Below are 16,666 nucleotides of genomic sequence, written 5' to 3' on the forward strand. Positions count from 1 at the left end.
TGGCTGTTATTTTTTCCTACTTTGTGTTTATAGTTCTTAATATGTACTTCTTGAAAAAGAGGTTTGGGAGGTTTGCTGGTTTTGAACAGAGGATTATTTCAGAGATTAATGATTATATTAATGATATTGGGCTTCAGTTGAAGAAAACATTCGTAAAAGAAATGGAGATAAATGAACTTGCATCAGCGCATATGGAGGATATCATAAATAGTACAGACAGAGCAGCTTTTGAAATAATGGACTATGCTAAAGCAATATCTGAGTCCACTGATAACCTTATAAATGAAATAGAAAGCTTAAGGGGCAAATCAGATCAGTTTTCCAAAGAGACTAACATCAATATAGAAGAAAATGAGAAGACATTAAAGATGCTCCAAAGCTTTATTGCTAATCAACGACTTGAGATAGAGCAGGATATGGAGATAGTTTCAATCCTTCAAAATAATGCAAAAGAATTAGCTTCATTGGTGGGGCTTATAAAGAGCGTAGCTGAACAGACAAATCTCCTTGCTTTAAATGCGTCTATTGAAGCTGCCAGAGCTGGTGAAGCTGGTAAAGGATTTGTTGTGGTGGCAAATGAAGTTAGAAAGCTATCTGTGAAATCCAATGCTGCGGCATCGGAAATAGAAAAAGCTGTGAATATGATGGCTGCTAATATAAAGTCAAAATTAGCAATCAAGACAGATAGAAAGATTAATGCAGAGAAGAATGAGTTTCTCATCAGGTTGGAAACTCAGCTTAGTTCAGTGGCAGACAGTTACAGATTGATGGATCACATGAATCAGGAGATTATAAAAAGAGTTTACGATAGTAGTATGGTAGTAAACTCAAAGGTTATGGAACTACTTGCTAACATACAATTTCAGGATATAACAAGACAGCAATTGGAGAAAATAAAAGAGATCTTTAAAAAATTAAATAATATGCTCAGTGAAGTGAATGTAGAAAGGGATAATATATTAGAAAGTTTGAGTAAAATAGTGAATTTTGACATCAATGAATTCAAATCCCATTATGTCATGCAAAAACAAAGGGATACGCATGATAATTTTAAAAATAAAAAAAAGAAGGTGGTTACAAAAAAACAGGAAGATAATTTAGTGTTTTTTTAAGATTGGAGGAAAAGATGAAAAAACTGATTATGATAGTAGATGATTCAGCTTCCCTTAGGCAGGTTGTTAAAATGACGCTCGAAAAGATGGGGTATGAAGTAATGGAAGCAAAGGATGGAAAAGAGGCTCTGGATAAGGCAAAAGGTAAAAAAATAAACCTTATAATAACAGATCTTAATATGCCTGTGATGGATGGTATTACATTTATAAAAGAGCTTAAGAAGTTACCTGAACATAAGTTTACACCTGTTATGATGCTTACTACGGAGTCTCAGCAGAGTAAGATGATGGAAGGTAAGGCGGCTGGTGCTAAAGCCTGGCTTGTTAAGCCTTTTAAGCCAGAGCAGATCACTGCAGCTATTGAAAAACTAATACTACCTTAGAGGTGGTTACTCATGCCAGTGGAAAATACTTTAAACGGAAATTGTAGTGTCATAAAGTTTTTAGATAGTTTGACAATACATAATGTAGCAGAGATTAAGGCTATGCTGGAAGGTTGTACTTTTACTGAGAAGATAATTATAGATCTATCTGAAGTTAACGAAATGGATAGTGCTGGATTTCAGCTTTTATATGCTTTTATCGAGGATTTGATTAAGAACAATTACGATTTTATGATCTCAAGTAAAAGTGATATTATAAAAAATTTTGAAAGTACTTACCGTTTGGAGTTTTAGATGAGTATAGATCCTAAAAGTGTTTTTATTGAAGAAGGGATGGAACTGCTGGCTTCTGCCGAAGAGAGCTTGCTTTGTCTTGAAGGAGATATTGAAGATGAAGAAGCATTGAATGCTCTTTTTAGGGTTATGCATACCTTTAAGGGGTCTGCTGGCGTTGTTGGGTTTGATTACATTCAGAGCTTTACACATAAATTTGAAAACTTTTTAGATGATGTTAGAAACGGAAATATCAAGCTTAATTCGGATATTATATCTTTACTCCTAAAATGTAAAGACTTTTTAAATACTGTTTTAGATCAGATTAGAGAAACTGGTGAAGACAGTACAGATGAGATAAAAATGATGGGGGATGCTATTCTTCTCGAATTAGGGTCGTTCGTGTTACGAAAAAGTGAGAAGAAAGAGGATAAAAAAGAAAAGGTAATCCTTGATCTGGACAAAGATGATGATGACAAAGTGGTGTCAGATTTCTGGCATATTTCTTTGAGATTTAATGAAAATTTCTTTATGACTGGCATGGATCCGTATTCATTTGTTTCCTATTTATCGAAATTGGGTAAAATTGTTAACATTACCACGATACTAAATACACCATCCTTTAAAGATTTTGATCCAGAAAAGTGTTATTACGGTTTTGAAATAGATCTGGAAACAGAACATGAAAGACAAGCTATAGCTGATGTTTTTGAATATATCTTGGATGATTGTAAGGTTTTGATAATACCTCCAAAATCTAAGATTGAAGAATATATCAAATTGATCAATGAAGTACCAGAAGATAATGAGTTGATCGGTCAGATATTGGTTAAAGCAGGTACTTTGACGGAATCTGAGTTGGAAAAGATTCTCAACTGGCAAAAAACTGTCGAGCCCCAGATGAAACTTGGTGAAATTTTGGTGGAGGAGGAGAGGTTGGATCCTCAAATTGTGGATGCTGCGTTAAAAAAACAATCCACTATCAAGGAAAAGAAATCCACCGAACAGAGAAGTCTTAGGGTAGATGCAGAAAAACTGGATAGAGTGATAAATATTGTGGGGGAATTAGTTACCACCACATCTGGCATCCTTCAGAGATCAAAGGCCTTGCAGGATCCAAAATTGGATGAGTTTTCTTCTACTCTTTTTAGACTGGTAAATGATCTCAGGGACTATTCTATGGAACTAAGAATGGTGCCTGTAGGGGATTCTTTTAATAAATTTAAAAGGTTAGTGAGGGATTTGGGTAGGGAGTTTGGAAAAGATATAGATTTTGAAATAATTGGTGGTGAAACTGAATTAGACAAGACTTTTATAGAAAAGATAAATGATCCATTGGTTCATTTGATTAGAAATAGTATAGATCATGGTATTGAAAGCTATGAAGAGAGAATTAAAGCAGGTAAAGATCCAAAAGGTCAAATAATATTAAAAGCTTATAATGATTCAGGTAATATCGTAATAGAAGTGACGGATGATGGTAAAGGGCTTGATAAGGACAAAATAGGTCAAAAAGCTGTAAGCATGGGGCTTATTCAATCATATCAACACCTTTCGGATACGGAAGTTTTCAATCTGATTTTTGAGCCAGGTTTTTCTACTGCAGAAAAAGTAACCAACATATCAGGCAGAGGGGTGGGGATGGATGTGGTTAGACGTAATATCGAAGAGTTGCATGGTACTGTATCCATTGAGTCTCAAAAAGGTAGATATACCACCATTAGAATAAGGCTTCCTCTAACCCTTGCTATTATAGATGGTTTCTTGGTAGAGGTGGGTAAAGAGAAATTTGTATTTCCATTAAATATGGTTAATGAATGTATTGATGTAGATGTTGATAGATTGGAGCAAACAGGAAGACAATACATATCATTGAGGGGGCAGTTGCTTCCTTATGTTGATTTACATACACTGTTTGATATCAGGGGTGTTGGGTCAAAAACGGTTAGTGTTGTCATAGTGGATTATTCAGAGCTCCGATTAGGTCTTGTGGTAGATGAGATACATGGTGAGGTTCAAGCGGTGATAAAGTCTCTTGGGGGGCTTTATAAAAATGTGGAGTATTTTAGTGGGGCTTCGATTTTGGGAGATGGCTCTGTGGCTTTGATTGTCGATATTCCAAAATTGATAAAATTATACTGTGAACTAAAGAAAGAAGGTAAATATATAGGAGGTTAAATATGTTAAAAAATTTAAAGATTGGGACAAGGTTAGCCATAAGTTTTTCGGTTTTGGTTTTTTTGTTGATAGTGCTTTCTGTATATTCATTATATACACTTGCCAATGTGAGAGAAAAGGTCGATCGTATAGTCAAAGTTAACAATGAAAGATTGGATTGGGCTAATATATGGGTAGATAATTTTAGAGAAGTTTCTATGGGTATAAGGACCATGTTCCTTGTAGATATGAAAGAGAGGGAGTCTCTAAGAACAAGAATATATAATGAATATAGACCTAAATATATCGAAGCAAGAAAAAAAATAGAGGAGTTGACCCCAAAGGATGATACAAAAGGTTGGGGATTTATCAATGAAGTTGTTAATAAACTACAACCTGTAGTTGAGGCTAACAATAATGTGATATCTTTGCTTATGGAAGGTAAGGACAAGGAGGCTTTACAACTGTTCATGGAGAAGTCGAGGAGACAATCGCGGGAGGTAATAAAGGCTCTGGATGATCTAATAGCCTACCAAAAAGAGAGAAATCAGTTTAGATATGAGCAAATAATAAAAGAAATGGAACAAGCCAGATTCTTGGCAATAATGTTGTTAATTACTTCAATTATAGTTACAATAGTTATAAATATTATAATGACAAGAAGTATTAAAAAACCTGTCGATTTGTTAGTTGATGGCTTAGAGAAGGTTTCAAATGGTAATTTGACTATGGATATCCAAGTGGACAGAAAAGATGAACTTGGAGATCTTATGGCTTCTATGAAGAAAACCATAGAAAAATTAAGGGATATTGTTGCTGATGTGAAGTCAGTTGCAGATAATGTGGCGGCTGGTAGTCAGCAGTTAAGTGCTTCAGCACAAGAACTATCACAAGGTGCCACTGAGCAGGCTGCATCGGTGGAAGAAACCTCTTCAGCTATGGAACAGATGGCTGCAAATATAAAACAAAATACAGAAAACGCTTCTACTACTGAAAAGATTTCTATTAAAGCAGCTGAGGATGCAAAGCTAAGTGGTGAAGCTGTAGCTGAAACTGTAAAAGCGATGAAGGAGATTGCTTCCAAGATCTCCATTATAGAGGAGATCGCCAGACAAACAAACCTTTTGGCATTGAATGCAGCTATAGAAGCAGCAAGAGCTGGTGAACATGGAAAAGGATTTGCTGTGGTTGCAAGTGAGGTTAGAAAGTTAGCAGAAAGAAGTCAGTCTGCTGCAGCGGAGATTAGTAGTTTGTCTGGCTCATCTGTTCAGGTGGCAGAGCAGGCGGGACAAATGCTTGCAAAACTTGTTCCGGATATTCAGAAAACAGCTGAACTTGTTCAGGAGATTAGTGCTGCTAGTAAAGAGCAGTCTGCTGGTGTTGATCAGATAAATAAGGCAATACAGCAATTGGATCAGGTTATTCAGCAAAATGCTTCAGCTTCTGAGGAGATGGCTTCTACATCTGAGGAGTTGGCTTCTCAGTCTGAACAGTTAATACATATTATGGCCTTTTTTAAATTAGACGAAAATGCTTCAAATAAGAATTTTGCTATGAGGAAAAAAACACAACCTAAAGTAGCCCACATGCCCCAAAAGGAATTAAAACAACAGAACAAAGCGCTTGAGGCTAAGACAGAGAAGTCAAAAGGTGTGAAACTTAATCTTGATGATGACAGTGAGTTTGAGAGCTTTTAATTGATGGACAGAGCTGACTTATAATTATAGTCAGCTCCTTTTGATAAAAAATTTTGGAGGTTTTATGGGTATAGATAAAATAAAGGATACAAACACTACTATAACTGCATTAACCTTTACTTTGAATAATGAAATTTTTGCCCTTGATATAAAATCTGTAAAAGAGGTCCTTGACTATATAAAGATTACAAAAGTTCCCCGAACACCTGACTATATGCTGGGTGTTATAAACTTGAGGGGTAATGTGGCACCGGTAGTAGATCTAAAGATGAAATTTGGTATGCCACCTTCTGAAAAAACAGTGGATACATGTATCATAATTGTTGAAGTGGATATCGATGGAGTTAAAACTACTGTTGGTATAATGGCTGATTCGGTAAAAGAGGTTGTGGATTTTGATTCCTCACATATTGAGGAAGCTCCAAAGATAGGTTTGAACCTCAATATAGATTTTATCAAGGGTATGGCTAAAAAGGATGATGAATTTGTTATTGTTCTGGATATAGATAAGGTATTTTCTGTAGAAGAGATAGGAGAGATTAGCTCAGTGACCACTACATGATGATATTTTAGAGTTAAAGTGTTAGATATATACAAAGAACAACTAAGCCCAAAGCAGTTTGAGGTTTTAAGGAATTTTATTGAGTCTCATTGCGGTATAAAAATGCCTGATACAAAGAAGATTATGCTGGAGAGCAGGATTAGAAAGAGGCTTAGGGCTCTTGGTATTTCCAGTTTTAGAGAATATTTAGATTATGTTTTCAATTCTAAAGAGGGTGAGGATGAGGTAATAAATCTTATAGACGTAGTTACCACTAATAAAACTGAGTTTTTTAGGGAGAATGATCATTTTGTTTTTTTACAAGAAAAAGCTTTACCATATCTTATTGAAAAATTAGGTAGGATAAGTCTTTTAAAAGTTTGGAGTGCAGCGTGTTCGAGTGGTGAAGAACCTTATACGATTTTGATTACTCTATCAGAGTTTTGTGAAAAAAATGATATGATTCTGGATTTTCAAGTATTAGGTACTGATATATCCACTGCTGTTCTTAAAAAAGCTAAAGAGGCTGTGTATCCGATGCAGTCTGTTTCTACAATTCCTCTAACTTTACTTAAAAAGTATTTTTTAAGGAGTAAAGATCCGTCTAAACAATTGGTCAAAGTCATTAAACCGCTGAGGGAAAAGTTAATATTGAAAAGGCTTAATTTTATGGATAAGATTTATGACATTGAGGGTAAATTTCATATAATATTTTGTAGAAATGCCTTGATATATTTTAGTAAAACTGATCAACATGAAATAGTAAGAAAATTGACAAACTACTTAATTGACGGGGGTTTTTTGTTTTTAGGACATTCAGAAACAATTCAGGATGGTTCTTTGCCACTCAAAAGAGTTGGACCATCAACTTATATAAAATGGAGCTACTATGAAAAAAATTGATGTTTTGATTATAGATGATTCTGCTCTGGTAAGACAAACGCTACAGGAGATTTTGCGATCTGATCCAGAGATTGGTAGGATAGAAACAGCTCAGGACCCTTATGTGGCTGCAGAAAAACTTCAGGAATTTGTTCCTGATGTTATCACCCTTGATATAGAAATGCCTAAAATGGATGGCCTTACCTTTTTGAAAAAGCTTATGTCTCAACATCCACTTCCCGTTGTTATTTGCTCAAGTATTGCTGGGCATAATACAGAAGAAGGTATTAGGGCTCTTGAGTATGGAGCTATCGATATTATAGAGAAGCCAAAAATGGGGCTGAAGATTTTCTTTGAAGAATCCAAAATATTAATCTTGGATACTGTAAAAGCTGCGGCACGTGCTAATGTAAAAAAGCTAAAACTTACACCTACAGCAAAGCCTGTGGAACCAAAGCTTTCTGCGGATGTTGTAGAGCCACCAAAAATAAGTAAGATGCAGTTACAAACGACAGAGAAGGTTGTCTTAGTAGGAGCTTCCACTGGTGGTACTGAGGCTCTGAGAATCTTTTTAGAACGTTTTCCTGTTGATTGCCCTGGTATAGTAATAGTTCAGCATATGCCTGAGAATTTTACACGGTCTTTTGCAGAAAGATTAAACAACTTATGTGCGATAACAGTTAAAGAAGCAGAAAATGGTGATAATGTGTTGCCTGGTAGGGCCCTGATAGCTCAGGGGAATAAGCATCTTTTAATAAAGGTAAGTGGTGCAAGATACTTTGTAGAGGTAAAAGATGGGCCTTTAGTTAGTCGCCATAGACCCTCAGTAGATGTATTATTCAGATCAGGGGCAAACTATGTGGGTAAAAATGCTATTGCAGCAATTTTAACAGGTATGGGTGATGATGGGGCAAAGGGTATGCTTGAACTGAAACAGGCTGGTGCTTATACTATAGCACAGGATGAAGAAAGCTGTGTAGTATTTGGTATGCCTAAAGAGGCTATCAAGTTGGGTGGGGTTATGAAGGTATTGCCATTGGAGGCTATACCTTATCATATCATGGAGATTGCTAAAAAAGGGAAGTGGTAGTTAATTTTGGGGATATTTTTCATTATGAGCTTGATGAAGACCTAAAAAATAGTTCAGATCTTTCGGGGTTAGGACTTTGTTGATCAAGAAGAACTCTCCTATTTTGGGTTGTTCTTTTCTTTGCTGAAACAGTAGTGACTTTAGCTGGAATGGAGTAACAATGCTATATTTCAACATTATCTCTCCTGTTAATTGGGTTGGTTTTTTACTTTGTAGAACAAAATATAGCCCTTCCTCATCTAAGTAGCGCCATCTTAAAGCTATTTCACCTATACGGTCTCTTTGTCTCCTCTGCCAATTAATGGATTTTATGTATAAGTCCCAGTCGATTACTCCATGATAATATAAAAATTCTGAAAACTTAAGATTTCGTTTGGGGATATATCTTTTTTTGTTATTATGTATATGGGTGTACTCTTTTTCTGGATTTTTAGTTGTTTCGGTATGTTCAAGTAGTTTATTTTTTCCGATCTCTCTACCTATTATATATTTAGTTAATAATTCGTAAGCTTCTACAATTTTTATAAAATAGGACCTTTTTTCTTCAACTATCTCCGGAGGGTAACCTATAAACATATCTGGATGGTACTGGAAAACTAATTTTTTATATGCTGACTTAACATCCTCCATAGAGATATGTCTTAAAAAGTTTGTGTCTATGAATTTTTGGTTTTCAAACAAAATTCTACATGCTTTTATTAAATCTAATGAATGCATAAGTGGTTGTTTAATCCCATCTTTTTTTATAGTTTACAAAAAAATCGATGGACTTGAGATATTTTAAGTCAGGGTATTTTTCCTGTATGTAGTTTTCTACCTCTGGGTGATATACATAGCCAACAAAGAATGGGTATACTGTTGTATTTAGATAGCCCCTTATTCTTAACAATCTTGAGTAAAACTTATCCACATCTTTTTTACCTGGTCTAGTTTTGCACTCTCCTATAAGGTATACTTTTTCCCCGTTTTTTTTACCTTCAGCAAATATATTTACTTCATCATAAGCTCCATCTGGATAAACTAAGTTTTTTCTGGTGATATTTTGTACTTCAACGCCAAATTCTTTCTGGCTAAAATCGAAGATAAAAGGTGCTATCTGATCTTCTATGCCATAACCTACAATATCAGATAATCCACCTAATATTTCACGGGTTCTTTTGTGTTCCTTTACAAGTAATTTTAGTTCTTCTTCTGTTTTTTTTTGGGCTTCAGCGAGTTCGTTGAGCTTTTTTTCAGTTTTTTTCTGGATTTCGGCGAGTTCATCGACTCTTATTGTTAATTGTTCTAACTTTTCTTCTGTTCTTTTTTGAGCTTCAGCAAGTTCTAATAAACTGTTTTCAGTTCTTTTTTGGGCCTTTGCAAGTTCTGATACTAACTCTTTAAGTTCATCAAAATCCTCTTTTTTAACAGATTTATCCATTTCATCTACAAAAGTCATAAATACATCTTTTAGCTCTGGGGATAATTGATCGATTTTTCTAAACATTTCAGTGCTTATACCCATTATGATCTCCATCTTTTTGCTATATACTATAATAAATCAAAATTGGTATTGTTTTCAATATGAAAATTTAGATGTCATAAAAAAGGATATTTTACTTTTTATATAATTGAGCGGAGGAGGTAGGATTCGAACCCACGGTGGGCTATCAACCCACGCCTGTTTTCAAGACAGGTGCCTTAAACCACTCGGCCACTCCTCCGTCTTGGGAAGATTCATATAATACAAAATTTATTACTTTGCAACTATTTTTTTAAATATCGTCAAGTTCGTATACAACCTTTCCAGACTTAATGGTAAAGCAATTAATCCCCTTTAGTTTCTTATTTAAAAATGGGGTATTGGTGGATTTGGATTTATTGAGTTTTTCATCGAATACATATTCTTTTTGAATATCTAATATGGCAATATCTGCTTTTTTGCCAACTTCGATAATGCCTCTATCTGTCAATCCTGTTATCTGGGCGGGTGTATAGGAGGTGAGTTTTACGAAATCGTTTAAAGTAATGATACCCTCATTAACGAGTTTTAGGGTCAGGGGAATTAGTGTTTGTAATCCTGTTATACCAAAAGCTGCCAAATCGAATTCTATGAATTTTTCATCTCTATGATGCGGAGCATGATCTGTAGCTATACAGTCTATAGTACCATCCTTGATTGCCTGCTTGATGGCTTCTACATCTTCTTTTGTCCTCAAAGGTGGGTTCATTTTGAAATTTGTATCATAGGAGAGAAGTTCATCTTCTGTAAGGGTAAAGTGATGGGGTGCTGCTTCTGCAGTTATGTTTAACCCTTTTTCTTTAGCAAATCTTATCAATTCTACAGAGCCTTTTGTGCTTACATGGCAGAAGTGGAAATGGGCTCCTGTTAGTTTTGAAATTAGGATATCTCTTGCAACGATAATCTCTTCTGCTTCAGCAGGTATACCTTTAAGACCAGTTATCGTAGAAATTTTACCGTCGTTTATTACACCTTTTCCTGCTAAGTCTTTATCCTCTGAATGGGAAAATATTATCCCACCAACTCCTTTTACATATTCTGCAGCTCTTCTCATCACTTCTGAATTCATAACAGGTTTGCCATCATCTGAAAAAGCAATCGCACCTGCTGCTTTCATCTCACCTATCTCTGCAAGTTCTGCTCCTTCGAGACCTTTTGTAATGGCACCAACTGGAAAAAGATCAATCAAACCTACCTTTTTGGCTTTATCTACCATATAGGTGGTTATATAGGCGTTGTCATTAACAGGTTTGGTGTTTGCCATAGCAAAACATGTGGTAACCCCACCTGCCACTGCTGCTTTGCTTCCTGACTCAATATCTTCTTTGTATTCAAGGCCTGGATCTCTGAAATGAACATGTAGATCAATAAGGCCAGGTACTACTATTTTACCTGAACAATCTATGATTTTTTCAGCTATTTCATTTAAATTGCCTATTTTAGTTATCTTGTCTTCTTCTATGAGTATATCGGCTTTTTTTGTGTTATTAAAATTTATTATCTCACAGTTTCTTAATAAAATACTCATTATTGGACCTCCAACTTATTATTTTGCATAGCTAAAAGATACATTACTGCCATTCTCACTGCAACACCATTTTCTACCTGTGTTAGAATTACAGATCTATCGCAATCGGCTAAATAAGATGGTAGCTCTACCCCTCTATTTATTGGACCTGGGTGCATTATTATGGCATCATTTTTTGCTTTTGCTAATCTATCTTTGTTTAGTCCAAAAAGCTTTGAGTATTCTTTTAGTGAAGGTAATAGGGCAATTCCTTGCCTTTCTAACTGGATTCTTAACATCATAATTACATCAGCATCTTCTACTGCTTCATCTATTGACTTGCATATTTTACAACCAAATGGTTCATAATCCTTTGGAATCATTGTATTTGGGCCAAACAGTCTTAAGTTTATTCCCAGTTTTTTCATTGCCCAAGCATTTGATCTTGCAACACGACTATGGGTAATATCACCAATGATAGCAATGTTTAGACCTTCAAGTTTACCTTTATTTTCTCTGATTGTGTAAAGATCTAAAAGTGATTGTGTTGGGTGTTCGTTTGTTCCATCTCCAGCATTTATTACATGGGCATTGGTATTTTCTGCAATAAATTTTACTGAGCCGGAATAGTAGTGTCTAACTACAAACATATCCACACCCATGGCTTCGATGTTTTTTACTGTATCTATGAGTGTTTCCCCTTTTGCGGTGCTACTTGCTGAGGCTGTGAAATTTATTACATCTGCGGATAGCCTTTTTCCTGCAATTTCAAAAGAAGTTCTTGTTCTTGTAGATGGTTCAAAAAAAAGATTTACTATTGTTTTCCCTTTTAAGGTAGGAACTTTTTTTATGTCTCTACTGTTTATTTCTTTGAATTTCTCAGCAGTGTCAAGGATGTAAAGAATTTCTTCTTTTGTCAAATCCAAAAGGCCGGTTAGATCTTTTCTATTTAAAGCCATACTACCCCCTTTTTTCTATAGTCACAGAATCGATACCATCGATCTCTTCAACTTTTACATTTATCTTTTCTTCAATATTTGTGGGAACATATTTACCAACAAAGTCTGGCTGAATAGGTAGTTCTCTATGTCCCCGATCTATCAAGGAAACAAAAATGATCTTTTTAGGTCTACCATAATCTATTATTGCATCTAAAGCTGCCCTAACTGTTCTTCCTGTAAAGATTACATCATCTATGAGAATAATAGTTTTACCCTTTACATTAAAGCTGATATCGCTACCTAAAACCTCGGGGAATTCTGATATTTCTGTGAGGTCATCTCTGTAAAGAGTTATATCCAGATAACCTATTAATGGTTTTATAGATTTGAATTTTTCTATTATTGTAGCTATACGGTTGGCTAATATAGCTCCTCTTCTTTTGATACCAATAATGGCCAGGTCTTTATCTTCCTTAATCTTTTCCACAATTTGGAAGCTTAATCTTATCAGAATATTATCAATTTCATGTTTATTTAGGATCTCTTTTTCTGCCATATTTCCTCCAAAAAAAAAGCCTCCCAGTATTACTGGAAGGCATCGATTATGTGTAATTTTTTTAAAATTTTATTGATCATTTGAACTCCTAAATGTAATGATAATCTCTAATTTAAACGATGTCAATAAAATTCTTGATAATTTTTTGGTTGTGAATTAAGATAATTAGGTTAGATCATTAAAGGAGGCAAATGCATGAAAAATGTTTTGTTATTGATGGCTTTATTGGTTTTTTCATATTTTGGTGTTGTTGGTTGTGTCCCTGTAGCTGTTGTGGCAGGTGCAGGTGTTACTTATAGTGTAACTGCTGATGCGGTTACCGATTCCATTGATAGGCCAAAAGAGATTTTGATAGAAAAATTTATCCAAACTGTTAAAAAGGATGGAGCATTAATAATATACTCAAGTATTTCTGAAGGTAGTGTAAGAGCTGAAAAGGGTCCTTATAAAATATATTTTGATACCAAAGAGCTAAATGAAAAAGTAACAAAGTTTACTATTAGAGCTCGTAGAGGTTATAATACTATTCCTGACAAAGAGGAATCCATCAGAATTTATAACCTGTTTAAAAAGAGCCTTTGATGATCAGAAAAGCAAATACAAAAGATGCTAAGCGGATACAGGAGCTTGTAAATCATTTTGCGGATAAAGGGGAGATGCTGCATTTGAGCTTAGAACAGATCTATGAACGTATCTTTGAGTTTTTGGTTTATGAAGAAGAGGGGAAGATTTTAGGTTGTTGTGCACTGCACCCTACGTTGGGTAATCTTGCTGAAATCAGATCGTTGGCAGTGGATGAGCAATGTCACGGTAAGGGTGTGGGTAAAAAACTTGTAGAAAGCTGCTTAGAGTTGGCGAGGGAGATGGGTTTCAGCCAGGTTTTTGCCTTAACATATAAACAGCTTTTTTTTGAAAAGTTGGGTTTTAAGGTGGTTAAAAAGGAGAGTTTCCCAAGAAAAATCTGGTCTGATTGCTTCAAATGTCCCAAATTCCCTGATTGTGATGAGATAGGCATGATTATAGATTTATAGAGGTGTTATGACGATAGAAGATATTGTACAGGATTTTGATGAGTTAAAAAGTAAGATTGAACATTTTAAAGTTTTAGTAAAAGAGAATGAGTTGAAAGAGAGATTAGCTAAAATAGAAGAAAAAACCCATGATCCCGATTTCTGGAACAGTAAAGACTCTAAAAATATTTTAAAAGAGCAGTCCAATATCAAGAAATTCCTTGAGGAGTGGAGTTATCTTCTTGGTAGGGTAGAAGATATCAACGTGTTACTGGATCTTCATGAGGAAGGGGAAGATGTTTTGGATGATCTGAATGATGTGTATTCCGAATTAAAAAAATTAGTGACAGATTTTGAGCTTAAATTAGTCTTAAACGGTGAAAACGATATAAATAATGCAATATTGACAATACATTCAGGTGCTGGTGGTACAGAGGCCAACGATTGGGCTAATATGCTTTTGAGAATGTATATAAGGTGGGCTGAAAATCATAAATTTAAATATGAGATGTTGGATTATCAGCCTGGTGATGAAGCTGGAATAAAATCTGCAACTTTGAATATTATTGGCCCATACGCTTATGGATATCTAAAAGGGGAAACTGGTGTCCATAGACTTGTTAGGTTATCCCCCTTTGATGCAAATAATAAGAGACATACCTCTTTTGCTTCTGTATTTGTGTTGCCAGAGATTGATGATGATGTGGATATTGTGATAAATGAGTCTGAACTAAAGATTGAGACATTTAGATCAGGTGGAGCAGGGGGGCAACATGTCAATACCACTGACTCAGCTGTCAGAATAACCCATATACCTACAGGTATCGTTATTAGTTGTCAAAATGAGAGAAGTCAGCACAAGAATAAAGCTCATGCAATGAAAATACTAAGATCCAAGCTCTATGAACTGGAGATGGAGAAAAGAAATAAAGAAAAAAGTGAGCTTGAAAGTTCAAAAACTGAAATAAATTTTGGAAGTCAAATACGCTCTTATGTGCTACATCCATACAAAATGGTCAAGGATTTGAGGACAAGGTATGAGACTGGAGACCCGGATTCTGTGTTAGATGGTTATCTTGATGAATTTATCAAGAGTTATCTTTTTTATAAAGCTGGTTTGAGAGGGATAGCAGAAGGGCTTGAAGAAGAAATATGAAGAATATCAGAGGAACCTATGCGCTAATACATTTAGACAGGTATCTGAACAATCTATCTATTGCCAAAAGGCTTTCAAACTCTGAAATAACACCTGTTATAAAAGCTGATGGTTATGGACATGGAGCAGTTCCCCTTGCTAGATTTACAATGGCTAATTCCAATATAGATACATTTTGTGTAGCTACTATAGAGGAGGGTATAACCCTACGAAAAGGATTGGGTAATGACGCTAATATTATCATTTTGGGTTATGTAGATGAAGCCTATTTTGATGAAGTTGTTAAAAATAATTTTCTTATAAACATATATGATGATAGAGTGGCTGGTCTTTTTAATAAGTATTTGAGGTATAAAGGTATCACATACCCCGTTAGTTTAAAGATAGATACAGGTATGAATAGATTAGGGTACAATTGCGATTTTGATATTAGGAGATTTATGGAAAGTTTTAAGAATCTTTCTCCAAGACTTATCATGAGTCATTTATCAAGTCCAGATAGTGACATCGAGTATACAAATTATCAAGTAAAAAGATTCGATAAAGTGGTTCAAAGGGTTAAATCAGCAGTGCCAAATATCAAAAGCTCTTTGTTTAACTCACCTGCATTGGTATATTTAAAAAATAGTTTTGATTATTCAAGACCAGGAATTATTTCCTATGGTTTTGTAAAGTCTGAGATTGATTTGGGTCTTAGACCAGTTATGGCTATATATTCGAAGTTTATACATATAAAGTATCTTGAAAAAGGTGAGTCTATCGGTTATAATAGAACCTATGTTACGACCAGAAAAACAGTAATGGGCGTTTTACCTATAGGGTATGCAGATGGGTATAAAAGATCTCTTTCCAACAAGGGTTATGTGTATGTGAAGGGGTACAGGTGTCAGGTCATAGGAAGGGTGTGTATGGATATGATCATGGTTGATATTACTGATTTACCAGAACAGTTATGGGATGAAGAGGTGGAGATTTTGGGTGACAATGTAAGAGCTGATGACTTAGCCAGTTTAGCCGGAACAATATCTTACGAGATTTTTACCAGCATATCTCCGAGGATCCCTCGTATTTATAAGGAAGATTGATGGAGAGGTTTTTTTCCTTCATAGGAACTCCAATTCTTAGTTTTGCAATCGGTTCTGGAAGGATGTTTTTGTTATTGATAGATGCTTTTTTGTGGATGTTTAGACCACCTTTTAGGTGGAAACTGCTTTTTAAACAGATGGAATTTATTGGTGCAAACTCTATTTCTGTGATAATTCTTACAGGGACATTTACTGGTATGGTTTTTGCATTTCAGAGTTATATAGGATTTCATAAATTTGGTGCTGAATATATGGTGGGTACTGTTGTGGGGCTTGGTATGGCTCGGGAGCTTGGTCCTGTCTTGAGTGCCATCATGGTGGCTGCAAGGGCAGGTTCTGCAATAACAGCTGAAATAGGTACGATGAAGGTGACCGAACAGATCGACGCCTTACATTCTCTTGCTGTGGATCCTACTCAATACCTTGTTACTCCGAGGATATTGGCAGGGCTTATTGTTATGCCGTTGTTGAACAGTGTAGCTGTATTTTGCGGTGTTGTTGGTGGTTATTTCGTGGGTGTCAAAATTTTAGATATCAATGAGACCCTTTACCTGCAATATATGTATCAGTATGTTGATTTAAGCGATTTATATAATGGTTTGGTTAAGGCTGTTGTTTTTGGACTTTTGCTCACTTTGGTTGGTTGTTATAAGGGGTTTACAGTAGAAGGTGGTGCAGAAGGGGTGGGTAAGGCTACTACTGAATCTGTCGTTTTGTCGTGTGTATTAATACTTGTTTTTGATTATATACTAACAGCTTTTATGTTTTAATGGTT

Annotated in this window: 18 protein-coding genes and 1 tRNA gene; 13 read left to right on the forward strand and 6 right to left on the reverse strand. The window is 35.3% G+C overall.

What is annotated here, in order from left to right; all coding sequences use genetic code 11:
* The 8 genes from N3C60_01105 to N3C60_01140 form a co-directional block, all read left to right on the forward strand.
* Positions 1-1,112 (forward strand): methyl-accepting chemotaxis protein (locus N3C60_01105; GenBank protein ID MCX8083508.1); only part of this gene is annotated, 1,112 nt, incomplete at its 5' end.
* A gap of 14 nt (positions 1,113-1,126) precedes the next feature.
* Complete coding sequence (locus tag N3C60_01110; GenBank protein ID MCX8083509.1) at positions 1,127-1,495, forward strand: response regulator; 369 nt, start codon at positions 1,127-1,129, stop codon at positions 1,493-1,495.
* Positions 1,496-1,507: 12 nt separating this feature from the next.
* The gene (locus N3C60_01115) at positions 1,508-1,789 is read left to right on the forward strand and encodes an STAS domain-containing protein (GenBank protein ID MCX8083510.1); all 282 of its coding nucleotides are present in this window, start codon (positions 1,508-1,510) and stop codon (positions 1,787-1,789) included.
* Positions 1,790-3,946 carry a chemotaxis protein CheA gene (locus tag N3C60_01120; protein MCX8083511.1) on the forward strand — a complete coding sequence of 719 codons (2,157 nt, stop codon included), beginning with the start codon at positions 1,790-1,792 and terminating at the stop codon, positions 3,944-3,946. It begins immediately after the preceding gene.
* 2 nt (positions 3,947-3,948) lie between these two features.
* Positions 3,949-5,622, forward strand: a complete 1,674-nt coding sequence (locus tag N3C60_01125) for a methyl-accepting chemotaxis protein (protein MCX8083512.1) — start codon at positions 3,949-3,951, stop codon at positions 5,620-5,622.
* A 64-nt stretch (positions 5,623-5,686) separates the two neighbouring features.
* Positions 5,687-6,184, forward strand: a complete 498-nt coding sequence (locus tag N3C60_01130) for a chemotaxis protein CheW (protein ID MCX8083513.1) — start codon at positions 5,687-5,689, stop codon at positions 6,182-6,184.
* An 18-nt stretch (positions 6,185-6,202) separates the two neighbouring features.
* Entirely contained in the window at positions 6,203-7,066 is an 864-nt protein-coding gene (locus N3C60_01135) for a protein-glutamate O-methyltransferase CheR (protein MCX8083514.1), read from the forward strand.
* A complete protein-coding gene (locus tag N3C60_01140) occupies positions 7,053-8,135 on the forward strand; it encodes a chemotaxis response regulator protein-glutamate methylesterase (protein ID MCX8083515.1) in 1,083 nt (360 codons plus the stop codon). The genes N3C60_01135 and N3C60_01140 overlap by 14 nt, the downstream gene beginning before the upstream one ends.
* Here the strand turns inward: N3C60_01140 and N3C60_01145 are convergent, their stop codons facing one another.
* The 6 genes from N3C60_01145 to pyrR all read right to left on the reverse strand — a co-directional run bounded on the left by N3C60_01145 (position 8,136) and on the right by pyrR (position 12,640).
* Complete coding sequence (locus tag N3C60_01145) at positions 8,136-8,852, reverse strand: J domain-containing protein (GenBank protein MCX8083516.1); 717 nt, start codon at positions 8,850-8,852, stop codon at positions 8,136-8,138. It abuts the gene before it with no gap.
* Positions 8,853-8,862: 10 nt separating this feature from the next.
* On the reverse strand, positions 8,863-9,639 hold the full coding sequence (locus N3C60_01150; protein ID MCX8083517.1) for a hypothetical protein: 777 nt from the start codon (positions 9,637-9,639) through the stop codon (positions 8,863-8,865).
* Positions 9,640-9,750: 111 nt separating this feature from the next.
* A tRNA-Ser gene (locus tag N3C60_01155) sits at positions 9,751-9,838 on the reverse strand.
* Between the two features lie 51 nt (positions 9,839-9,889).
* On the reverse strand, positions 9,890-11,164 hold the full coding sequence (locus tag N3C60_01160) for a dihydroorotase (protein MCX8083518.1): 1,275 nt from the start codon (positions 11,162-11,164) through the stop codon (positions 9,890-9,892).
* Entirely contained in the window at positions 11,164-12,102 is a 939-nt protein-coding gene (locus tag N3C60_01165) for an aspartate carbamoyltransferase catalytic subunit (GenBank protein ID MCX8083519.1), read from the reverse strand. Before N3C60_01165 ends, N3C60_01160 begins: the two co-directional genes overlap by 1 nt.
* Before the next feature lies 1 nt (position 12,103).
* Positions 12,104-12,640: a bifunctional pyr operon transcriptional regulator/uracil phosphoribosyltransferase PyrR gene (gene pyrR, locus N3C60_01170; GenBank protein MCX8083520.1), complete on the reverse strand. Its 537-nt coding sequence runs from the start codon at positions 12,638-12,640 to the stop codon at positions 12,104-12,106.
* Positions 12,641-12,835: 195 nt separating this feature from the next.
* Between pyrR and N3C60_01175 the strand changes: the two genes are divergently transcribed.
* Genes N3C60_01175 through N3C60_01195 form a run of 5 tightly spaced genes read left to right on the forward strand, consistent with a single transcriptional unit; the run spans position 12,836 to position 16,661 of the window.
* Positions 12,836-13,222, forward strand: coding sequence for a hypothetical protein (locus N3C60_01175; protein ID MCX8083521.1), 387 nt, complete (start codon positions 12,836-12,838; stop codon positions 13,220-13,222).
* The gene (locus N3C60_01180; GenBank protein MCX8083522.1) at positions 13,222-13,671 is read left to right on the forward strand and encodes an N-acetyltransferase; all 450 of its coding nucleotides are present in this window, start codon (positions 13,222-13,224) and stop codon (positions 13,669-13,671) included. The genes N3C60_01175 and N3C60_01180 overlap by 1 nt, the downstream gene beginning before the upstream one ends.
* 7 nt (positions 13,672-13,678) lie before the next feature.
* Complete coding sequence (gene prfB, locus N3C60_01185) at positions 13,679-14,806, forward strand: peptide chain release factor 2 (GenBank protein ID MCX8083523.1); 1,128 nt, start codon at positions 13,679-13,681, stop codon at positions 14,804-14,806.
* Positions 14,803-15,891, forward strand: coding sequence for an alanine racemase (gene alr, locus N3C60_01190; GenBank protein MCX8083524.1), 1,089 nt, complete (start codon positions 14,803-14,805; stop codon positions 15,889-15,891). The genes prfB and alr overlap by 4 nt, the downstream gene beginning before the upstream one ends.
* A complete protein-coding gene (locus N3C60_01195) occupies positions 15,891-16,661 on the forward strand; it encodes an ABC transporter permease (GenBank protein MCX8083525.1) in 771 nt (256 codons plus the stop codon). Before alr ends, N3C60_01195 begins: the two co-directional genes overlap by 1 nt.
* The last annotated feature ends 5 nt before the right edge of the window (positions 16,662-16,666 follow it).

This window comes from Calditerrivibrio sp. (assembly GCA_026415135.1).
Taxonomy (GTDB): domain Bacteria; phylum Chrysiogenota; class Deferribacteres; order Deferribacterales; family Calditerrivibrionaceae; genus Calditerrivibrio.